The sequence below is a fragment of the Specibacter cremeus genome, from assembly GCF_003946885.1.
Classification (GTDB): domain Bacteria; phylum Actinomycetota; class Actinomycetes; order Actinomycetales; family Micrococcaceae; genus Specibacter; species Specibacter cremeus.
Genome location: NZ_RWKQ01000031.1, coordinates 22,549 through 42,753 on the forward strand (window position 1 = coordinate 22,549; position 20,205 = coordinate 42,753).

The window sequence follows — 20,205 nt, forward strand, 5'->3', positions numbered from 1 at the left end:
GCTCAGCACTCGATCACGTTGACGGCCAGCCCCCCGCGGGACGTTTCCTTGTACTTCGTTTTCATGTCTGCTCCTGTCTCACGCATGGTCTTGATGGCCTTGTCCAGCGACACCTTGTGGCTGCCGTTCCCGTGCAGGGCCAGTCGTGCGGCGTTGATGGCCTTGACGCTGGCGATCGCGTTGCGTTCGATGCACGGGATCTGCACCAGCCCGCCCACAGGATCGCACGTCAGGCCCAGATTATGCTCGATGCCGACCTCGGCCGCGTTCTCCACCTGCTCCGGCGTGCCGCCGAGCACCTCGCACAGCCCGGCGGCGGCCATCGAACAGGCCGAACCGACCTCGCCCTGGCAGCCGACCTCGGCGCCGGAGATGGAGGCGTTGAGCTTGAACAGGATGCCGACGGCGGCCGCCGTGAGCAGGAACCGCACGACGCCGTCGTCGTCCGCCCCGGGCACGAACATCATGTAGTAGTGCAGCACGGCCGGGATGATGCCGGCCGCGCCGTTGGTCGGGGCCGTGACGATCCTGCCGCCGGCCGCGTTTTCCTCGTTGACGGCCAGCGCGAACAGGTTCACCCACTCCATGGCGCGCAACGGGTCGCCGGTGTCCCCGGCCTCGGTCAACGCCGTGTGCAGTGCCGGCGCGCGGCGCGGCACCTGCAGGCCGCCGGGCAGGATGCCCTCGGCGGCGCAGCCGTTGGCCACGCACGCCCGCATGACGTCCCAGATGCCCAGCAGCTTGGCGCGCAGTTCCTCCTCCGTGTGCCAGACCCGTTCGTTGGCCAGCATGACCTCGGCGATGCCCATCCCCTCCCGGGCACAGATCGCCAACAGCTCGTCGGCCGTGGTGAACGGGTACGGCAGCACCGTCTCGTCCAGGACCACCCGGTCGGCCCCGGCGGCGGCCTCGTCGACGACGAACCCGCCGCCCACCGAATAGTAGGTGCGTTCACGCACGGTGGCGCCGGTGTGGTCCAGCGCCCGGAACGTCATGCCGTTCGGGTGGGCCGGCAGGGACTTGCGCCGGTGCAGCACGACGTCGTCGTCGAAGTTGAAGTCGATCTCGTGCCGACCGTCCAGGCGCAGCCGGGCGTCAAGCGCGGCGGCGGCGACCTGGTCATCGGCCGTGGCCGTGTCCACGGACTCCGGGTCCTCCCCCTGCAGGCCCAGCACCACGGCCTTGTCGGAGCCGTGGCCGCGCCCGGTGGCGCCCAGCGAGCCGAACAGCTCGGTCGTCACGCGCACCGTGGCGGCCAGGTCGGCGGAATCCACCAGGCCCCGCGCGAACCGCTTCGCCGCGCGCATCGGCCCCACCGTGTGGGAGGAGGAGGGGCCGATGCCGACGGAGAACAGGTCGAGCACGCTCAGGGCCACGGCGTGCCCTCGACGGATGCGAACTCGCGCATGCCGTCCAGCAGCCAGCGGCCCAGGAAGTCCGCGAACGAGGCCCGCGGCAGGATCCAGAACGTGTCGTCGCCCGTCTTCCACAACACGACCGGGATGCCGCCGATCTCCGTGGTGATCGCCGTGCCGACCGTGAACGCGCGGGGGTGCAGGTCCGCGGCGCAGCCCTTCTCGAGCACGGCCCTGGCGGACGGCCCGGACAGTTCGAACGTGGTGCGGTTGGCGGACAGCTCCACGACCTGGCCGGCACCGTCGGCGAGCGCGGCCACCAGGTCCGGGGCCAGTCCGGACTGGCGGTCCGCCGGCGCGGTGACCAGGAACTCCTGCGGCCCCAGCCACAGCGTGGCCAGCCCGGCCGGGCCCGCCACCACCTGGCCGCACGACGCCGGCAGTCCGCCGGTGACGGCCGCGACGCGCGCGCCGGCGTCCGAGCCCGGGTCGACGCGGACGCCCACCATGGACTGGAACGGGAGCTCCCGCAGGCTCACGCCGTGCGTGCCGGCGGTCGAGCCCTTGGCGAAGTCGTCGGCCAGGTGCCCGGCGGGGCTGCGGCGCAGCCCCAGCACCTCGGCGTTGGTCAGTTCTGCTGTGTTAGCCATCCTTGCGCTTCCCTTCGGGATCAAAAAGCACCGTCTCGGCGACGGTGACGGTGACGAGGTCATTGCCGACGGCGGCGACGAGCTTCTCGCCGATCCGGTTGCGGCCGTTCTTGATCAGCGCCAGCCCGAACGACCGGCCCAGCGCGGCGCTGTGATAGCTGGAGGTGACGAAGCCCTGCATGGGCACGGGCCCGTAGGCGGGGTTCGTGCTCACGCCGGCCTCGACCAGCTGGGTTCCCTCCGGCAGGCGCAGGGTCGTGTCGTCCGGCAGCACGCTGACCAGGTGCTTGCGGTCGGTGCGGGCCGTATCGGCGCGCTGGTAGGAGCGCTTGCCGATGAAGTCCTTGGCCTTGGAGACCACCCAGTCCATGCCGGCATCCTGCGGGGTGATGGTGCCGTCGGTGTCCTGGCCGACGATCGGGTAGCCCTTCTCGGCGCGCAGCACATGCATGGTTTCGGTGCCGTACGGGGTGATGTTGAACCGCGCCCCGGCGTCCATGACGGAGTTCCACGTCGCCAGCCCGTACCAGGCCGGGACGTTGATCTCGTAGGCCAGTTCGCCGGAGAAGGAGATTCGGCACACGCGCGCGGCGACGCCGGAGGCCAGCACGGTCTCGCGGAACGCCATGAACGGGAACGCGCCGGCGTCCTCGGCCGTGCCCAGCTCCAGCGCCGGGGCCAGCTTGGCCAGCACGTCGCGGGAGCGCGGTCCGACGACGGCGATGGTCGTCCACTGTTCGGTCACCGAGGTGAAGACCACGTCCAGCTCGGGCCATTCGGTCTGCTGCCATTCCTCCAGCCAGTCGAGCACCTTGGCGGCGCCACCGGTGGTGGTGGTCATGAAATACCTGTCCTCGTCCAGGCGCAGGGTGACGCCGTCGTCGAAGATCATCCCGTCCGGCGTGCACATGACGCCGTAGCGGGCCAGGCCGGGCGCCAGCTTCTTGAACGCGTTCGTGTAGATGCGGTTCAGGAATTCGCCGGCGTCCTTGCCGCGGATCTCGATCTTGCCCAGCGTGGTGGCGTCCATGACGCCGACCGAGTCGCGCACGGCCGCGCATTCGCGCAGCACGGCCGCGTCCATGTCCTCGCCCGGCTGCGGGTAGTACCAGGGCCGCTTCCACTGCCCGACGTCCTCGAACTCCGCCCCGTGGGCGACGTGCCACGGGTGGATGGACGTCCACCGGGCCGGGTCGAACAGGTCCCCGCGCCTGCGCCCGGCCAGCGCGGCGAACGCCACGGGCGTGAACGGGGCGCGGTAGGTGGTGGTGCCGATGTCGCCCACGCCCTGGCCGTTCTTCAGCGCGGCGGCGATGACGCCGATGGCGTTGACGCCGCTCGTCTTGCCCTGGTCGTTGGCGGTGCTGATGGACGTGTACCGCTTCACGTGCTCCACGCTGCGCATGCCGGCTCCGGTGGCGCGGAGCACGTCGGCGACGGTCTGGTCGCGCTGGAAGTCGACGAAATGGTGGTGCCAGTCCGACGGCGTGCCCTCCCGGCCGGCGACCAGCCACAGCGCGCGGGTGGGGCCGAGTGCGCGGGCCGGACGGACGGGGCGGGAGGCCGCGGCCGTGGCGGCGGCCACGGCGTCGGCCGTCGCGAACCCGGCGGCGACGGCCGCACTGGAGCCGGCCGACGCCCCCTCGGCCAGCGCGTCGATAAGCGCGTAGCTGCCACGGGCGGCGCCGACGACCTGCTGGTCCCGGACCACGCTGGACGGCACGAACCCGACGAGTTCGTCGTCCCAGCGCAGCTTGCCCTGGCGCTGGCTGTGCAGGTGGACGACCGGCGAGAATCCGCCGGAGACGGCGAGCAGGTCGCAGGAGATCTGTTCGGGCGCGCCGACCGGTGTGCCGGCATCGTCGATGGCCGCGACGGTGACGGCGCCGAGCACGCTCTCCCCGGCCGTGTCCACGACGGCGCTGCCGGTGATGACGCGCACGTCCGTGCTGGCGGCGGCAACCTCGGACAGCTCGGTGCGGGCGTCGACGACGGCGGCGACCTCGACGCCGGCGGCGAGCAGGTCCGCGGCGACCTGGTAGGCGCTGTCGTTCGTGGTGGCGAGGACAACCCGGCGGCCCGCGGCCACGCCGTACCGGTTCAGGTAGGTGCGCACGGCGGAGGCGAGCATGATGCCGGGGCGGTCGTTGTTTTCGAACACCAGCGGGCGCTCGTGCGCGCCGGTGGCGAGGACCACTTGGCGGGCCCGGATGTGCCAGATGCGTTGGCGGGACACGCCGTCGGCGGCGGGGGCGGACAGGTGGTCGGTGCGGTTCTGCACGGCGATGACGTAGTTGCTGTCATAGGCGCCGAACGCGGTGGTGCGGTGCAGGACGGTGCATTCGGCGGCGGAGACCAGCTCGGTCTCCACGTCCTGGACCCAGTCGAGGGCCGGGACGCCGTCCACCGTCTCGCCGCGGCCGGAGAGCAGCGTGCCACCGAGCTCCGGCTGGTCGTCGATGACGATCACCCGGGCGCCGGTGCGCACGGCGGCGCGGGCGGCGGCCAGCCCGGCCGGGCCGGCCCCGACGACGAGCACGTCGGTGTGCACGTATTTCTTGTCGTAGACGGCGGTGTCCTCGCTCGGGTCGAGCCGGCCCAGGCCCTCGAGGAGCTCGGCGGAGAGCCCGTCGACCAGCGCCACCGTGGTGGCCGGCAGCATGGATTCGGCGGCGTGCCCCGGGAACCGGCCGGCGACCTTGACCAGCGCGTTGGATTCCTCGACCCCGGCGGAGACGACGCCGCGCGGGCGGCCCTGGTAGAGGGACTTGCCGACGGCGATGCGACCGTTGGCGAGCAGGGCGGAGGCGAGCGTGTCGCCGGGGTGGCCGGTGTACTCGGTCCCGTCGAGCGTGAAGCGCCACGTGATGGTGCGGTCGATGCGCCCGCCGGTGGCCAGGCGGTGCGGCGCGGAATTCGGGGAGGTCATGTCCTCAGGCCCCTTTCTGCTGGGTGGTGGCGGTGGCGGGCTGGGGTGCGCCCATCGGGTAGACGGCGTGCACGTCGTAGCTGACGGTGTCGCGGAGCATGTTGAACCACTGCCGGCAGCCGGTGCTGTGCACCCAGCGCTCGGCGAACACGCCCTTCGGGTTCTCCCGGTAGAACAGGTACCGGGACCATTCGACGTCGCTGAGGTCGGCCGGGTTCTCCGGGTAGGGCACGTGGGCCTGGCCACCGTAGTGGAACTCGGTCTCGTCCCGCGGGCCGCAATTGGGGCAGGTGAATAGCAGCATGGTGTGCTCCTTCCTTAGTGGGCGACGGCGGCGGCGCCGTGTTCGTCGATGAGGGCGCCGGTTTCGAAGCGATCCAGCGAGAACGGCTCGTTGAGGCGGTGCGGGGCGCCGGTGGCGATGGTGTGGGCGAATGTGAGCCCGGCGGCCGGGGTCCCCTTGAACCCGCCGGTCCCCCACCCGCAGTTGACGTACATGTTCTCCACCGGGGTCAGCCCCACGATGGGCGAGGCATCCAGCGTGGTGTCCACGATGCCGCCCCAGGTGCGCAGCACGTGCGCCCGGGCGAAGATGGGGAAGAGTTCGACGGCGGCGGCCATCTGCTCCTCGATCACGTGGAAGGAGCCGCGCTGGCCGTAGCCGTTGTACGAGTCGATGCCGGCGCCCATGACGAGTTCGCCCTTGTGCGCCTGGGACACGTACACGTGCACGTGGTTGGACATGACGACCGTCGGGTGCACGGGCTCGTGCAGCTCGGACACCAGGGCCTGCAGCGGGTGGGACTGGATGGGCAGCTTGAACCCGGCCAGCTCGGCCAGCACGGAGCTGTGGCCGGCGGCGGCCAGGCCGACCTTGCCGGTGTGGATGGTGCCCCGCGTGGTCTGCACCCCGGTGACGCGGTTCCCGTCCTTGAGGAACCCGGTCACCTCGCAGTTCTGGATGATGTCCACGCCCAGCTCATCGCATTTGCGCGCGAACGCCCAAGCCACGTGGTCGTGCTTGGCGATGCCGGCCCGCGGCTGGTAGGTGGCGCCCATGACCGGGTAGCGGATGTTGTCGCTCGTGTTCAGGATCGGGCACAATTCCTTGACCTGCTGCGGGTCCAGCCATTCGGCGTCGACGCCGTTGAGCTTGTTGGCCCCGACCCGGCGGATGCTCTCACGCACGTCGCCGAGCGTGTGGGCCAGGTTCATGACCCCGCGCTGGCTGAACAGGAAGTCGTACTCCAGTTCCTCGGGCAGGATCTCCCACAGCTTCAGCGCCTGCTCGTACATGGCGGCGCTCTCGTCCCACAGGTAGTTGGAACGGATGATGGTCGTGTTGCGGGCCATGTTGCCGCCGGCCAGCCAGCCCTTCTCCAGGATGGCGATGTTCGTCATCCCGTGGTTCTTGGCCAGGTAGTAGGCGGTGGCCAGGCCGTGCCCGCCGCCGCCGACGATCACGGCGTCGTAGGAGGACTTGGGGTCCGGGTTCCGCCACAGGAAGTCCGGGTGTTCGGGAAGCAGGTCGGCACTCACTGGACGTCTCCGTTCGTGTTGGTTTCGGCCGCGGCCGGCGCGACGCCGTCGGACAGGTTGGGGTACAGGGGGAATTTGGCGGCCAGCACGCTGACCCGGTCGCGGAGCAGGGTGGCGAGGTCGTCGTCGAGCTCGCCTCCCTGGCTTCCACGCAGCGCGGTGGCGATGATGTCGGCGACCTCGGTGAATTCGGCGCGGCCGAATCCGCGGGTGGCCAGCGCCGGCGTGCCGATGCGCAGCCCGGAGGACACCATGGGCGGGCGCGGGTCGAAGGGGACGGCGTTGCGGTTGACGGTGATGCCGATCCGGTGCAGCCGGTCCTCGCCCTGCTGGCCGTCGAGGTCGGAGTGGCGCAGGTCCACGAGGACCAGGTGCACGTCGGTGCCGCCGTTGACGACGGAGATGCCGGCGGCCGCGACGTCGTCGGACAGCAGGCGCTCGGCCAGGATCTTCGCGCCTTCCAGGGTGCGCTGCTGGCGTTCCTTGAATGCCTCGGAGGCGGCGATCTTGAAGGCGACGGCCTTGGCGGCGATCACATGCTCCAGCGGTCCGCCCTGCTGGCCGGGGAACACGGCGGAGTTGATCTTCTTGGCCAGCCCGGCCTTGCTGAGGATGACGCCGCCGCGCGGCCCGCCGAGGGTCTTGTGCGTGGTGGTGGTCACGACGTCGGCGTAGGGCACCGGGTTCGGGTGCAGCCCGGCGGCCACCAGCCCGGCGAAGTGGGCCATGTCCACCATGAGGTAGGCGCCGACCAGATCGGCGATGCGGCGGAACTCGGCGAAGTCGAGCTGCCGGGAGTAGGCGGACCAGCCGGCCACGATCAGCTTGGGCCGGTGTTCGAGGGCCAGTGCCTCGACCTCGGCCATGTCCACCAGCAGGTCCTTCTCATTCACGTGGTACGGCACCACGTTGTAGAGCTTGCCGGAGAAGTTGATCCGCATGCCGTGCGTGAGGTGGCCGCCGTGGGCCAGGTCCAGGCCCAGGATCGTGTCGCCCGGATCCAGCAGCGCGAACATGGCGGCGGCGTTGGCCTGCGCCCCGGAGTGGGGCTGGACGTTGGCCGCCTCGGCGCCGAAGAGCGCCTTGACCCGGTCGATGGCGAGCTGCTCGATCACATCGACGTGTTCGCAGCCGCCGTAGTAGCGCTTGCCGGGGTACCCCTCGGCGTACTTGTTCGTCAGGACCGAACCCTGGGCCGCCATCACGGCAGTGGGCGCGAAGTTCTCCGACGCGATCATCTCCAGCGTGGTCTGCTGGCGTTCCAATTCCTGCGCGATGGCTGCCTCGACCTCCGCGTCGATGCCGGCAAGGGTGCCGGTGAGCACATCAACCATGGGTAGCTCCTTCGAAAATCCTCGTTGTCCAAAACTATTACTCAACTAATACCTGACTGATATATTAGATTGAGTGCAACAATATGTTGTAGATCACGCCACGTCAAGGGCCCGGCGGAACGGGACTTCGCCGGGCGCCCACGAACCACCGAGGAGGAGAGAGATGAGCCTGGCCCTGGACGACGAGCCCACCATGGACGCGGACCTGCCGCTGTCCGAACAGGCCTACCGGCAACTGCGGGACCAGCTGATCATGCTGGAGATCCGGCCCGGCGACGCCATCAACGACTCGTCACTGGCCGTGAAACTCGGCGTCGGCCGCACGCCTGTGCGGGAGGCGCTCAAGCGCCTGGAAGGTGACCACCTGGTCGTGTCCTATCCACGCCGGGGCACGTTCGCCACGCGCGTGGACATCACCGAGCTGGCCGACATCTCCGAGATCCGCGAGTTGCTCGAGCCGCTGGCGGCCCGGCGGGCAGCCCGGACCGCCACCCCGGACATGCGCACCGCGCTTCGGACCCTGGCCGCCGACATCGCCGCGTCGGATCCCAGCGATGCGGACCAGCGCGCGCTCATGCGCTACGACATCATGGTGCACCGGCAGATCTATGCGGCTGCGGCGAACCCGCACCTGGAGGACGTGCTGATCCGGTACGACAACCTGGCCACCCGCATCTGGTGCCTGGTGCTGGACAAGATCCCGTCCGTGGCCGGACACATCACCGAACACGTCGACCTGCTCCAGGCCATTGCCGACGGTGACGGCGAACGGGCCGGCGCCCTTGCCCTGGCGCATGTGACCAGTTTCGAGCGGACGGTGCGCAGCGTGCTCTAGCGCTCTGCAGCCCCGGCCTCATGCGTGGCCGGGATAGCGCGGCCGACAAGCCGGGCCTAGAGGATGCTGCGGATGCGTTCCTCGAAGTGTGTGACGTGTTCCTCGGCGAGCAGGGCCGCCTTGTCCGCATCGCCGTCGATGATGGCCTGAAGCAGGGTGATGTGTTCGCTGAGGTTTCCACCAATCGAGGGCAGCCGGTCCAGGACGAAATTCCACAGCCGCAAGGACAGGTTGAAGTACGCGGCCAGGGTGGTTTCGAGGTAGGAGTTGCGCATGACGGCGTAGATCTGGCGGTGGATAGAGGCATCGAAGTTCATCTGCTGGGCCGCCGGCATCGTCTGCGAGCCGTCGATCTGCTCGATCAGCTCACGCAACTTCCGGCGATCGGCGGCGGTGGCCCGCTCGGCCGCACACCGGGCCGCGTAGGATTCCATCACCCGGCGTGCGTCCGAGATCAGCCGCAAATCGAGGATATTGACATCGGCCACGATGGTCCCCCGGCGCGAATACACCGTGAGCATCCGGTCCGATTCGAGCCGCTTGACCGCTTCGCGCATGGGCGTCCGGCCCACGCCGAGTTCGCTCATCAGCGCATCTTCATCCAGTGCGCTGCCCGGGGGCAGCCGCATATCGATGATGCGGTCGCGCAATTCGATGTATGCGTATTCGGCCATGGTGAGCGATTCGGTCCGTTGCATTGCCTACCTCCCCTCGCCGAATCGGGCGGGATCTCGAGTTCACTATGAATTTACACCAGTGATTGCGCGGCAAATCCGCACGGCCAGCCTTGTCCGCACGCGCCGCGAACCTGCGCGCAATGAGGTGAGCCAGGTTGCCGCTGGCGTGAGGGTGTGCCGGCGGCACCGAAGCTGAGCAGGTGACGCAGATCGAGCGCACACGCTCACCAGGGGCAAGCAGGAGCTCGGACACCCAAACAGGCCCCTCGGGTCACTAGCTGCGGATCTTTTTCATTTCGGGATCAACCAGGGGCTCTTCGGTGACGGTTGCCTTGATCCGGTTCCCGAAATACTCGATCTCCACCTGGGTGCCGACTTCGGCGGTGGCTGGGAGCCAGGCATAGGCGATGGGGGTGTGGACGGTGTACCCGTAGGCGGCACTGGTGACATACCCGGCCGGCCGGCCGTTCAGGTACACGGGCTCCTTGCCCAAAACCATGCTGCGCCCATCGTCCACAGTGAGGCACCGCAATCGGCGGGTGGCGGTCTGGTCGCTCTCGTTCTCCAAGGCCGCGCTGCCGACGAATTCACCCTTCTTCCTGTTGATGGCGAACCCCAGTCCGGCCTCGTACGGGTTGTGCTCGGTGGTCATGTCCGTTCCCCAGGAGCGGTAACCCTTCTCCAACCTCAGGCTGTTGAACGCCTCGCGGCCTGCCGCGATGACACCCAACTCCTGCCCCGCCTCCCACAACGCATCCCAGAGCCGCAAACCATTGTCCGCGCTGGTATATAGCTCCCACCCCAACTCCCCGACGTAGGAAAGCCGCAGGGCACGCACCGGGACGCCCGCGATGTTTGCCGCCTGCCCGCGGAAGTACTTCAGCCCTTCGTTGGAGAAGTCCTGGGGGCTGAGCGGCTGGACCAGGTCCCGGGCGCGCGGACCCCACACGCCGATGCAGCAGGTGCCCCCGGTGGTGTCGCGGACCTCAACCCAATCACCCACCGCACCTGCGCTCGTCTGCTCCTGGGCCGCCTTGGTGAAATAGTCCAGGTCGAGGCCGCCGTTGGCACCGACCTGGAACAGGTTCTCCTCGATTCGGGCCACGGTCAGATCGCTCTTGACACCGCCCCTGGTGTCAAGTGCCAAACAGTACGTGACAGATCCGACGCTCTTGTTGATCTGGCCGGAGGTCAGACGCTGGAGCAGACCGAGCGCACCCGGTCCGGAGATCTCCAGCCGCTTCAGCGGCGTCATGTCGTACAGGGCCACATTGGTCCTGGTGGCGTACGCCTCGGCGGCGGCGATGGGCGAATCAAACTGGGCCGACCACGGTCCGCGAGCCGGCGGCTGCCAATCTCCGGGGAGGGTGTCCAGCAGGCGAGCGTTGCTTTCGTACCAGTGCGGGCGCTCCCAGCCGCCACTTTCCAGGAAGAACGCACCCAGTTCCTGTTCCCGAGCGAAGAACGGCGAGACCCGCAGGTTCCTGGGCGAGACGCGCGGCTGCAGCGGGTGCAGGATGTCGTAGACCTCGACGAAGCTCTGTTGTGAGGTCTCGAGCACGTAGCCGGAGTCCAATTGCACATCTTCGAAGCGAGCAACATCCAGTTCGTGCAGGTCGATCTCGGAACGCCCGGTGATGAGCAATTCGGCCATCGACTTGGCAACGCCGGCCGAGTGGGTCACCCAAACCGCCTCCGCGATGAAGAATCCCCTCACGTCCGCGGATTCACCCACCAAGGAGCCGCCGTCCGGGGTAAAGGAAAAGATGCCGTTGAAGCCGTCGGCCACCTCGGCGGCTTCCAGCGCGGGCAGCAGCACCTGGCTGGCCTTCCACGACGTTTCGAAGTCCTCCGTCGTGAAGTCCAGCCGGGAGGGCATCCGGGTGTGGCTGAAATTCTGCGGGTCGCTCTCATCCAGCTCATGGAGTCCCACGGGAATGGGACGGTGGGCGTAGGAGCCGATGCCGATCTGGTTCCCATGCTGGCGGTAGTACAGGTCCTCGTCCTGGTGGCGCAGAATCGGAAGCCTGGCATCGACATGGGCCTCGCCCCGTAGCTCGGCCAGCGAGGTGGTCTTCGCGTATTGATGGGCCATCGGGATCAGTGGAACCCTCATGCCGATCAGGTCTCCGATGGCCGGCCCCCAGAACCCTGCACACGAGACGACGATGTCCGCCGGGAAGATTGAATCGCCCGAGCGGACGCCGGTCACTCGACCGTGGTTCTGCTCGATGCCGGTCACCTTCGTGAAGCTCACGAACCGGGCTCCACGCGACTCGGCACGGGCTTGCAGGACTTCAACAGCTCGAACGGCGGAGGCCAAGCCGTCGGAGGGAATGTGGAGGCCGCCGAGCACTTGGGCCTGGTCGATCAGCGGGTGCAGGCGTTTGGCCTCTTCCGGATCGACCAGGCGCGCGTCGACTCCCCATGACGTCGCATAGCCGAGTTTGCGGTTCAGCTCTGCCAGCCGGGCCGGCGTCGTCGCAACTTCCAGGCCGCCGACCTGGTTGAACGCCCGGGCGCCGTCCTTCTCCAAGGAGAGAAACTTGGCTACCGTGTAGCTGGCCAATTCGGTCATGGCCTTGGAGGTGTTCGTCTGGAACACCAGGCCCGGGGCATGCGAGGTGGATCCCCCGGTCAGGGGCAAGGGGCCTTGATCCAGGACGGTGACGTCGTTCCAGCCACGCTCGGTGAGCTCGTCGGCGAGATTTGCACCGACGATTCCGGCTCCGATGATGACAACGCGGGGTTTGCTGAGGGACATTTCTTTCTCCTATGGGACGTCGAGCGGTCGTTGTTGCGGGTACTGGGTCAGTGGCCCAGGGGCGTCACTTGAACACGATCGTGCTGTTTCCGGTGATCATCACACGATGCTGGGCGTGCCAGCGGACAGCCCTGGCCAGGGCCTGGGACTCGGCGTCCTGGCCCGCCGTGGTCAGCTCTGCCGGGCCGTAGCGGTGGTCCACCCGGATCACCTCCTGCTCGATGATCGGTCCTTCATCCAAATCCCCGGTCACATAGTGGGCGGTTGCACCAACCTGTTTGACCCCCCGGTCATAGGCCTGGTGGTACGGCCTGGCCCCTTTGAACCCGGGCAGGAAGGAGTGATGGATGTTGATCGCCCTGCCCGCGAGCCGGGTGCACAACGCGTCGGAAAGCACCTGCATGTAGCGGGCGAGCACGACCAGGTCGATCTGGTACTCCGCAATGAGCTCCAGCAGGCGGGCCTCGGCCGCCGGTTTGCTCTCCGCGGTGACGGGGACGTGTATGAACGGAAGACCGGCAGATTCCGCCATCTGGCGTAGATCCTCATGATTGGAGATCACCATGGCGATGTCGGCACCCAGCGTGCCGGAACGCCATCGGTAGATCAAGTCATTGAGACAGTGGCCGAACTTGGAAACCATGACCGCGATCCGGGGAACCCGCTCGTCGTGGAATTGAAAGTCCATGTCGTAGTCGCGAGCGACCAGGGAGAATTCCGCCGCCAGGTCCGCCGCGGAAGCCGGACCTTCCGTGCCGGCGAAGACGGTACGGAGGTAAAGCACGCCCCGGCGGCTGTCATCGAACTGTTGGTGCTCGACGATGTCGTAAAGTCTGTCCGCCAGGAACTTGGTCACCGCGTGCACGATTCCCGGCTGCTCCAGGCAGGAGAGGGTGAGAACATAGGTGCTGGGCACGACGGCGGCGTCAGGGCGCGACGGTGCGCTGTCCAACCGTGGAGCGAGTGTTGAGGTCATGATGTCTCCGTAACTGTGGCTAACTGCCGATTCCGGCTGGGGTGAAGTTTTGGCCCTGCGCGCGCAGGGCGGCGCTGGTGGTATGCAGCAGAAGCAGCGAGGTGGTGACGGCGCCAACCCCGCCCGGCACCGGGCTGAGCGCGGCGGCGAGCGGTCCGACGTCGTTCGCATCGACGTCTCCCACCAAGCCTTCCTTTGGGTCGGCATTGGTGCCTACGTCGATGACGACGGCACCGGGTGCGACGTGTTCGGAAGTGAGCAGGCGGGCCTTGCCGACGGCGGCGACGACGACGTCCGCCCTCCGCGTGACGTCCTGAAGGTTGCTGCTGCGCGAGTGGCACACGGTGATTGTCGCGTTCTTGTTCAGGAGCAAATGGAACAGTGGCTTGCCGACCACGGCGGAGCGCCCCACAATGACCGCTTCACGGCCTTCGACGTCGATCTGATATTCATCCAGCAGGGTCATCACCGCCTCGGCCGTGGCGGGAGCAAATGCCTGCAAGCCCGCGGCCAGCAACCCCAACGACACCGGGTTTGCCCCGTCCACGTCCTTTTCGGGCGAAATGGCACGTGCGACATCCCCAAGGTCAATGCCACCGGGAAGCGGCGTCTGCAGAATGATTCCGTGTACCGCATGGTCGGTGCTGAGCCGTTCCAGGGTCGCCCGGATAGTCACCTCGCCGGCGCACGGCCCGAGATCGTGGACCGCGGCATTGACTCCGAGTTTCGCGGCCGAGGACACGAGTGATCGCACATACCAGGAGCTGGACTCATCATCGTTGGCGGTCACGATGGCCAGAGTCGCCTCGCGGCCAAGCTGCGTCAGCTCCTCAACCTGCCTTCCGACGTCCGCCCTGATCCGCTCCGCCGCCGGCTGCCCGGACAAGATTCGGGCGCTCATCCGCGAATCACCTCACGTACCTGGTCGCCGATCCGCTGGCTTCGAGACAGGATGCCGTCCACTCGCCCCACCTGCTTTCGAAGAGCCGATTTCTCTTGCTCGTCTTGGACTCCGGGGAGATTGACCTCGAGGTTGATCCTGGCTGTGGCCGCGCCTGCCCGCAAGGACTCCGACGCGGCGCCCACATCAGAGATCACGCTTTTGTTGCCGATGGGCAGCAGCTCCTCGGCGACAGCCACCAGACGTTCGGCGATGTCGACGACGTCCGCCGGGGGCTTGGCGGCAGCCCGAACGGCGTCGGCCAGCCGCAGCGAACGTTCCCGCCGTTCGTCCGCCGTGACATTGGGCAGGCGATACACGGCGCCCACCGCCGCAAACGCTGCCTCGTCATCTTCGGCCGCACGCAGAGCGGACTCGGCCAGCCGGCCGCACTCCTCGACCAGCCGTTCGACGGTTTCCTGGTGGTCCGCGAATTTCGCCCCAGACGTGTACCGGGCGACCATGCCTAATAGCGCAGCGGCCTGGGCAACATTCAGGCCCGAAGCGGCACCCCCGCCCGGAGCGGGGACCCGCTGCCCCAATCGATCGATGTAGGAACCGATTTGTTCGTCGCGGATTAGCGCCATCATCAGCCTCTCATCTTTGAAAATACAACTGATATATGAGGAACTCTATGGGCCGGCTCGTCGGTGTGTCAAGGGTCACGGGGCACGAAGGCGCGGCGTCTAACTCCCGCTGCCACCACCCAGCTTGAACTATTCGTGGTGCACGAGGACACAGGCGGTCTGAGAACATATTCCTATGGTTGCCAACAAGTCCCCAGAACCCGAACTCGAAGCGGAGGCCGCTTCGCACACCGGCGTGCAGTCCGTGGATAGAGCCATTACGGTCCTGGAGATCCTGGCCCGGAGGGGCGATGCGGGCGTCAGCGAAATCGCCGACGAAATGCGCGTCCACAAATCCACCGCCTCCCGGCTGCTGAGCGCCCTGGATGCGCGGGGGATGGTCCAGCAGAATAGTGAGCGCGGCAAATATCAGCTTGGCGTGGGCATTTTGCGTCTTGCCAGCGCAATTCCGGGACGCCTCAGCTTGGCGCACGAGGCCCGTCCCTTTCTGCAGGCCTTGGCGGCCCAGTTTCAGGAAACTGCCAATCTGGCAGTGCTTCGCTCGAATTTCGCCGTGAATGTCGATCAGGCCATGGGCAGTTCGACGCTGGCCACCTATGACTGGGTGGGGAATCTCACGCCCGTGCACGCAACCTCGAGCGGCAAGATCCTGCTCGCGTATCTGGAAACCGGAGAACGCGACCGGATCTTGAAGGAGGCCGGCCTGCCAATGTTGACGGCGAATACCATCACCTCCCGCAAGGCGCTGGAAAAACAACTCATGACTGCCGCGCATGTGGGGTACGCCACCACCTACCAAGAGCTGGAAATCGGCATCAACGCCGTAGCGGTTCCCGTCCGGGACCACCGGGGCCTCGTCATCGGCGCGGTGAGCGTCTCCGGACCGGCATTCCGCTTCGACCCCGAGAAAGAACCCGGTCTGCTGGCGGAACTCCAGCAGACCGGGCTCTTGATCAGCGAGAAGATGGGCTTTTCCCCGCACGCACCCTGACCTCGCTTCGCGCTGTCAGGGAACCCGGCGAGCGGGGACTCCACCCGCTCGCACCCTGACCCAGGCTTTACGAAGCCGGGACGACGTCGCCCACCTTGTCGTTGACCCAGTCATGGAAGGCGCCGATGTGGTGTTCGCTGGGCACGAGCACGCCACCCTTGGCGTAGATCCGGGATCCCATCGCGGGCTGGCAGCGTTCGCAGGCATCGAAGTCCTGCTGGTTCACCCGGTGGAACAGCTCCACCGAGGCAGAAACGTCCTTTCCGCTTTCCACCACGCTGGGCAGGTACAGCCAGTCGCATTCCACGATGGTGCGGTCGGCGGCGAGCGGGAACATCCGGTGGATGATCACGTGATCCGGGACCAGGTTGACGAAGACCGTGGGCTTGATCGTGATCGCATAGTAGCGGCGGTCCTGATCTTCGGACAGGCTCGGAATCACGTCCAGGCCCTCGGAACCGTCTACCGTGAAGCCCTTGATGTCCGCGCCGAATTCGGCCCCGTGCCCGACAAAGTACTGGGCGGCCAGACCGTCGGCGAACTCCGGCAGCACTTCGGTGAGCTCCGGGTGGATCGTGGCGCAGTGGTAGCACTCCATGAAGTTTTCAATGATGAGCTTCCAGTTGGCCTTGACGTCGTACTTGATCCGGCGACCAAGGCTCAGATGGGCGATGTCGTAACCCTCGATGGCGCGCAGGTCGCCGAGCCGCTCCTCGATGGCACCCATCACGTCCTCTTCGAAGGACGGCGGCTCATCGGCCAGGCACACCCAGATGTAGCCCATGTACTCGCGCACGGCGACGTTGACCAGCCCGTATTTCTGTCGGTCGATGTCGGGCATCTTGGTCAGATTTGGCGCCGCGATCAGCTTCCCCTCGAGGTCGTACGTCCACGCGTGGTACGGACACTGGAAGGCGCGGTTGACCTCCCCTGATTCCTCCATGCAGAGCTTGACTCCGCGATGCCGGCAGATGTTGTAGAAGGCGCGAATCTCGCCCTTGCGTGTCCGGTTGATGATCACGCTCTCGCGGCCGACCTGGACCGTTTTATAGACCCCGGCCTTGTCCAGATCCGCGGCCAGGACGGCGCAGAACCACATCTTCTCGAAAATGCGTTCCTGCTCGGCACGGAAGATGTTCTCATCCACATAGGTGTGGCCGGGCAGGGTGGAGATGAGGCTCTCCGAAAGTACTTCAGCGGTCATGGTGACTCCTCAGCGACGATAGTGACGGATGGTGTGAAGTGTGGATGCGGCAGTTACGATGCGCCGGCTGGTTGCAGCGGCAACCCGGTTCCCTGGTTCAAGGCCCGGCGCCATTTGGTGAACAGGCGGGTTTGGTTCAAGCCGAGCACTGCCACCGGCGCTTCGGCGTCGTAGTAGACGGCGAGGAAATTGTGGTCTGCCGGGTCCCCGGTCTCGATCACCACCCGGTCGGCGGACGCGGCGTGGCCAACGAATTGCAGCCTGGTGCCATACTGGTCGGACCAGAAATACGGCAGGTTCAGCGCTGCCGGCCCGTAATCCGCACCGCTCTCGCCGGCCAGCAGGGCTGCGGCGGCCAGGGCCGGCCGTTCGATCGCGCCGGTCCAATGCTCGATCCGCTGGTGGTCGCCGGTGCGCGGATCCTGCCACGCGGCGCAATCGCCGACCGCGACAATCCCCGGGACACTGGTCCGGCCGGTCGAATCGCACAACACACCGTTGCCCAACTCGAGGCCGCCGTCTCGCAGCCAGGCGATATTCGGCTCGGCGCCGATGCCGACCACGACCACATCGGCCGGCAGATACCGGCCGTCGTCCAACCGGACGGCGGTGACCTGATTGTTGCTGATGTCGAAACCCGCGATCCGTGCCCCGCAGATCAATTCCACGCCGTTGGCCGAATGCAGGCGCCCGACAGCATCGCCCATTTCGGCACCCAGCGGGCCCCTGAGCGGGACTTCACCCATCTCGACCACGGTGACGTCCAGGCCCAGGCCGCGGGCGGTTGAGGCCACCTCGGCGCCGATGAAGCCGGCCCCGATGACCACCAGACGGGCGCCGGGTACGAGCTGCTCGCGCAGCGCCCGGGCGTCCTCGAGGGTCCGCAGGCGGTGGACATTCGTTCGGCCGGCCACCTCCGGCAGCATCCTGGCCGAGGCGCCGGTCGCAATGACGACGCCGTCGAAACCTATCCGGCTGTCGTCACTGAGTCGGATGCTTCGCCGGGCGACATCGAGACTGACCGCGGCGGCTCCCAGCCGCCATTCGGCCTGGAGATCTTCCGCGGAGTCCTCCAGGGCGAGGTCGTCCGCGCTGATCCGGCCGGCAAGAAAGTCCTTTGACAACGGCGGGCGGTCGTACGGCCGTTGTGCCTCATCGCCGATGATGACGAGCCGACCTTCGAAACCCTGAATGCGCAGTGCGCGGGCGGCCGAGATGCCGGCGAGCGACGCCCCGACGATCGCAATGGTCTGCATCTTTACCTCCTTGTAAGCAATTGCGGATTACGCAACTCGATGCACTATGTGAAACAGGATGGATCCGAACCGCTGTGATGTCAAGCACATCGCAAAATTGCCCGGGGCCTTGACGCCGCGATGTGTGCGCCGTCACACTGTTGCATATTGTGAGTCTAGTTGAACAATGTGAAACCATCCGGCTCGCCTGGGTCATTTGGCAAGAAATGAGGTAGATCCGATGCACAAGGCATGTCCACTGAGTCAGCTGGCGCCGGGAGACGCGCTACGGCTGGATACGACGCCGCCCATAGCCCTCTTCCACACGGAGGAGGGGGAGCTCTTCGCCATCGATGACACCTGCACGCATCAAGACGCATCCCTGGCGGACGGCTGGGTTGAAGGGTGTGAGGTCGAGTGCCCGCTGCATGCATCCAAGTTCAATCTACGCACGGGCGCCGTGGATGCCCCGCCGGCGAAGCTGCCGGTGCGCGTGCACGAAGTCCGCGTGATCGACGGGGACATCATGATCACGGAATCAGGCGACGTCCCAAACCTTCCCCCGGGTCTGTCCGTTGGTGGCCCGGCCTGATCCCGGCGAATTTGCAGCTTCGAGCGCCTAACCTTGATGGGCACGCCTTCCGCGCGAACGCCCTGGTGAGAAACCAGCCAGACGAGGAGTCGACTTCATGAGTTCACCCGCCACCCTGTTCATCGACGGGGCCTGGGTCCCCGCTTCCGACGGGGGCACCCGCGACATCCGCTGCCCGGCCGACGGCACATTGGTGGGCACGGTCTCGGAGGCCACGACCGAGGACGTGCAACTCGCCATCGCCGCGGCCCGCCGGGCCTTCGACGCCGGACGGTGGCCCGGCCTCGCCGCCGCCGAGCGTGGCGACGCCTTGCTGAAAGTGGCGTCCGCATTGGAAGCGCGCAAGGACGAATTCGCCCGGGCCGAATCGCTGGACACCGGCAAACGGCTGGTCGAGAGCGAAATCGACATGGACGACATCGCCAACTGCTTCCGGTACTTCGGCAAGCTCGCCGGTCAAGACGCCGGCCGGCTGGTCGACGCCGGCAACAGTAACGTCGTCAGCCGCATCGCCTATGAACCCGTAGGGGTGTGCGGGCTGATCGCGCCCTGGAACTATCCATTGCTGCAGGCGGCCTGGAAAGTTGCCCCTGCCCTCGCAGCGGGAAACACCTTTGTGCTCAAGCCCAGCGAGCTCACCCCGCACACTGCCATCCTGTTGATGGACGTCCTGGCTCAGGTGGGCGTTCCGGACGGCGTCGCCAATCTGGTGCTCGGGGCCGGCCCGGTGGCCGGAGCGCCACTGTCCGAGCACCCCGACGTCGACCTTGTCTCCTTCACCGGAGGCCTTGCCACCGGCACCCGGGTGGCTGCCGCTGCGGCGGCCACGGTGAAGAAGGTGGCCCTGGAACTCGGCGGGAAAAACCCGAACGTGGTGTTCGCGGACGCCGACTTCGACGCCGCGTTGGACAATGCGCTCAACGCCGCCTTCGTACACTCCGGCCAGGTGTGCTCCGCCGGGTCGCGCCTGATCGTGGAAGAGTCCATTCATGACGCGTTCGTCGACGCGTTGGTTCGGCGGGCCCAGTCGATTCGCCTGGGCGGCCCCTTCGATCCGGAGGCAGAGGCCGGCCCGCTGATTTCGGCGGGCCACCGGGACAAGGTGAGCGCCTATGTGCAGCGCGGGTTGGACGAGGGTGCCGTACTGCGCTGCGGCGGGGCCTGGGGCGACGGAGAACTGGCGGAGGGCTACTACTATCTGCCCACCGTGTTGGACGAGGTGAAGTCCGGCATGTCCGTGGTGATCGAGGAGGGGTTCGGCCCGATCGTCACCGTCGAGACCTTCCGCACCGAGGACGACGCGGTCTTCATCGCCAACGACACCGCCTACGGTCTGGCCGGCGCGGTCTGGACCCAAGATGCGGGCAAGGCGCAGCGGGTGGCCGCCAAGCTGCGCCACGGCACCGTGTGGATCAACGACTACCATCCCTATCTCCCGCAGGCCGAATGGGGTGGCTTCGGCCGATCCGGCGTCGGCCGCGAACTGGGGCCGAGCGGCCTGGCCGAGTACCAGGAGGCCAAGCACATCTACCAGAACCTGCAACCCGCGGTCACCGGGTGGTTTCCCACCCATGAACGCTGACCCGAAGAACAATCA

16 protein-coding genes and 1 pseudogene are annotated in these 20,205 nt (G+C 67.1%); 4 read left to right on the forward strand and 13 right to left on the reverse strand.

Features of this window, described 5'->3' with window-relative positions; all coding sequences use genetic code 11:
- Positions 1-2: 2 nt before the first annotated feature.
- The 6 genes and pseudogenes from EJC77_RS12810 to EJC77_RS12835 all read right to left on the reverse strand — a co-directional run bounded on the left by EJC77_RS12810 (position 3) and on the right by EJC77_RS12835 (position 7,807).
- A complete protein-coding gene (locus EJC77_RS12810; RefSeq protein ID WP_125613209.1) occupies positions 3-1,376 on the reverse strand; it encodes an L-serine ammonia-lyase in 1,374 nt (457 codons plus the stop codon).
- Positions 1,367-2,005, reverse strand: a complete 639-nt coding sequence (locus EJC77_RS12815; protein WP_125613211.1) for a sarcosine oxidase subunit gamma — start codon at positions 2,003-2,005, stop codon at positions 1,367-1,369. Before EJC77_RS12815 ends, EJC77_RS12810 begins: the two co-directional genes overlap by 10 nt.
- Positions 1,998-4,934, reverse strand: coding sequence for a sarcosine oxidase subunit alpha family protein (locus tag EJC77_RS12820; RefSeq protein WP_125613213.1), 2,937 nt, complete (start codon positions 4,932-4,934; stop codon positions 1,998-2,000). Before EJC77_RS12820 ends, EJC77_RS12815 begins: the two co-directional genes overlap by 8 nt.
- 22 nt (positions 4,935-4,956) lie before the next feature.
- Positions 4,957-5,238: pseudogene (locus tag EJC77_RS12825) on the reverse strand (sarcosine oxidase subunit delta); the annotation flags it as partial.
- A 14-nt stretch (positions 5,239-5,252) separates the two neighbouring features.
- A complete protein-coding gene (locus EJC77_RS12830) occupies positions 5,253-6,473 on the reverse strand; it encodes a sarcosine oxidase subunit beta family protein (RefSeq protein ID WP_125613217.1) in 1,221 nt (406 codons plus the stop codon).
- Complete coding sequence (locus EJC77_RS12835) at positions 6,470-7,807, reverse strand: serine hydroxymethyltransferase (protein WP_125613219.1); 1,338 nt, start codon at positions 7,805-7,807, stop codon at positions 6,470-6,472. The genes EJC77_RS12830 and EJC77_RS12835 overlap by 4 nt, the downstream gene beginning before the upstream one ends.
- A gap of 163 nt (positions 7,808-7,970) precedes the next feature.
- On the opposite strand from EJC77_RS12835, the gene EJC77_RS12840 reads away from it, so the two are divergent.
- A complete protein-coding gene (locus tag EJC77_RS12840) occupies positions 7,971-8,642 on the forward strand; it encodes a GntR family transcriptional regulator (protein ID WP_125613221.1) in 672 nt (223 codons plus the stop codon).
- 56 nt (positions 8,643-8,698) lie between these two features.
- Here EJC77_RS12840 and EJC77_RS12845 read toward each other — a convergent pair whose 3' ends face one another.
- From EJC77_RS12845 to EJC77_RS12865, 5 genes are all read right to left on the reverse strand, one after another.
- Positions 8,699-9,340, reverse strand: coding sequence for a GntR family transcriptional regulator (locus EJC77_RS12845; protein WP_125613223.1), 642 nt, complete (start codon positions 9,338-9,340; stop codon positions 8,699-8,701).
- A gap of 253 nt (positions 9,341-9,593) precedes the next feature.
- Positions 9,594-12,083 (reverse strand): GcvT family protein, encoded by a 2,490-nt coding sequence (locus EJC77_RS12850; RefSeq protein WP_125613225.1) that lies wholly within the window; start codon positions 12,081-12,083, stop codon positions 9,594-9,596.
- 64 nt (positions 12,084-12,147) lie between these two features.
- Positions 12,148-13,059, reverse strand: a complete 912-nt coding sequence (purU, locus tag EJC77_RS12855; RefSeq protein ID WP_125613227.1) for a formyltetrahydrofolate deformylase — start codon at positions 13,057-13,059, stop codon at positions 12,148-12,150.
- A 19-nt stretch (positions 13,060-13,078) separates the two neighbouring features.
- Positions 13,079-13,960 (reverse strand): bifunctional 5,10-methylenetetrahydrofolate dehydrogenase/5,10-methenyltetrahydrofolate cyclohydrolase, encoded by an 882-nt coding sequence (locus tag EJC77_RS12860; RefSeq protein WP_125613229.1) that lies wholly within the window; start codon positions 13,958-13,960, stop codon positions 13,079-13,081.
- Positions 13,957-14,589, reverse strand: a complete 633-nt coding sequence (locus EJC77_RS12865) for a cyclodeaminase/cyclohydrolase family protein (RefSeq protein ID WP_205787247.1) — start codon at positions 14,587-14,589, stop codon at positions 13,957-13,959. Before EJC77_RS12865 ends, EJC77_RS12860 begins: the two co-directional genes overlap by 4 nt.
- Before the next feature lie 172 nt (positions 14,590-14,761).
- Here EJC77_RS12865 and EJC77_RS12870 point away from each other — a divergent pair, with 172 nt between their 5' ends.
- Positions 14,762-15,577, forward strand: coding sequence for an IclR family transcriptional regulator (locus EJC77_RS12870; protein WP_125613231.1), 816 nt, complete (start codon positions 14,762-14,764; stop codon positions 15,575-15,577).
- 67 nt (positions 15,578-15,644) lie between these two features.
- Here the strand turns inward: EJC77_RS12870 and EJC77_RS12875 are convergent, their stop codons facing one another.
- Together EJC77_RS12875 and EJC77_RS12880 are read right to left on the reverse strand one after the other, a co-directional pair.
- Complete coding sequence (locus tag EJC77_RS12875) at positions 15,645-16,781, reverse strand: aromatic ring-hydroxylating oxygenase subunit alpha (protein ID WP_125613233.1); 1,137 nt, start codon at positions 16,779-16,781, stop codon at positions 15,645-15,647.
- Between the two features lie 53 nt (positions 16,782-16,834).
- Entirely contained in the window at positions 16,835-18,037 is a 1,203-nt protein-coding gene (locus EJC77_RS12880) for an NAD(P)/FAD-dependent oxidoreductase (RefSeq protein ID WP_125613235.1), read from the reverse strand.
- 220 nt (positions 18,038-18,257) lie between these two features.
- Here EJC77_RS12880 and EJC77_RS12885 point away from each other — a divergent pair, with 220 nt between their 5' ends.
- Together EJC77_RS12885 and EJC77_RS12890 are read left to right on the forward strand one after the other, a co-directional pair.
- On the forward strand, positions 18,258-18,608 hold the full coding sequence (locus tag EJC77_RS12885; protein ID WP_125613237.1) for a bifunctional 3-phenylpropionate/cinnamic acid dioxygenase ferredoxin subunit: 351 nt from the start codon (positions 18,258-18,260) through the stop codon (positions 18,606-18,608).
- Between the two features lie 97 nt (positions 18,609-18,705).
- Positions 18,706-20,190, forward strand: a complete 1,485-nt coding sequence (locus tag EJC77_RS12890) for an aldehyde dehydrogenase family protein (RefSeq protein ID WP_125613239.1) — start codon at positions 18,706-18,708, stop codon at positions 20,188-20,190.
- The last annotated feature ends 15 nt before the right edge of the window (positions 20,191-20,205 follow it).

Excerpts from the sequence above, each read along its gene's own strand:
- EJC77_RS12815 (WP_125613211.1), bottom strand. The coding sequence starts at position 2,005 with ATGGCTAACACAGCAGAACTGACCAACGCCGAGGTGCTGGGGCTGCGC.
- EJC77_RS12820 (WP_125613213.1), bottom strand. The coding sequence starts at position 4,934 with ATGACCTCCCCGAATTCCGCGCCGCACCGCCTGGCCACCGGCGGGCGC.
- EJC77_RS12835 (WP_125613219.1), bottom strand. The coding sequence starts at position 7,807 with ATGGTTGATGTGCTCACCGGCACCCTTGCCGGCATCGACGCGGAGGTC.
- EJC77_RS12840 (WP_125613221.1), top strand. The coding sequence starts at position 7,971 with ATGAGCCTGGCCCTGGACGACGAGCCCACCATGGACGCGGACCTGCCG.
- EJC77_RS12845 (WP_125613223.1), bottom strand. The coding sequence starts at position 9,340 with ATGCAACGGACCGAATCGCTCACCATGGCCGAATACGCATACATCGAA.
- EJC77_RS12850 (WP_125613225.1), bottom strand. The coding sequence starts at position 12,083 with ATGTCCCTCAGCAAACCCCGCGTTGTCATCATCGGAGCCGGAATCGTC.
- purU (WP_125613227.1), bottom strand. The coding sequence starts at position 13,059 with ATGACCTCAACACTCGCTCCACGGTTGGACAGCGCACCGTCGCGCCCT.
- EJC77_RS12860 (WP_125613229.1), bottom strand. The coding sequence starts at position 13,960 with ATGAGCGCCCGAATCTTGTCCGGGCAGCCGGCGGCGGAGCGGATCAGG.
- EJC77_RS12865 (WP_205787247.1), bottom strand. The coding sequence starts at position 14,589 with ATGATGGCGCTAATCCGCGACGAACAAATCGGTTCCTACATCGATCGA.
- EJC77_RS12870 (WP_125613231.1), top strand. The coding sequence starts at position 14,762 with ATGGTTGCCAACAAGTCCCCAGAACCCGAACTCGAAGCGGAGGCCGCT.
- EJC77_RS12875 (WP_125613233.1), bottom strand. The coding sequence starts at position 16,781 with ATGACCGCTGAAGTACTTTCGGAGAGCCTCATCTCCACCCTGCCCGGC.
- EJC77_RS12880 (WP_125613235.1), bottom strand. The coding sequence starts at position 18,037 with ATGCAGACCATTGCGATCGTCGGGGCGTCGCTCGCCGGCATCTCGGCC.
- EJC77_RS12885 (WP_125613237.1), top strand. The coding sequence starts at position 18,258 with ATGCACAAGGCATGTCCACTGAGTCAGCTGGCGCCGGGAGACGCGCTA.
- EJC77_RS12890 (WP_125613239.1), top strand. The coding sequence starts at position 18,706 with ATGAGTTCACCCGCCACCCTGTTCATCGACGGGGCCTGGGTCCCCGCT.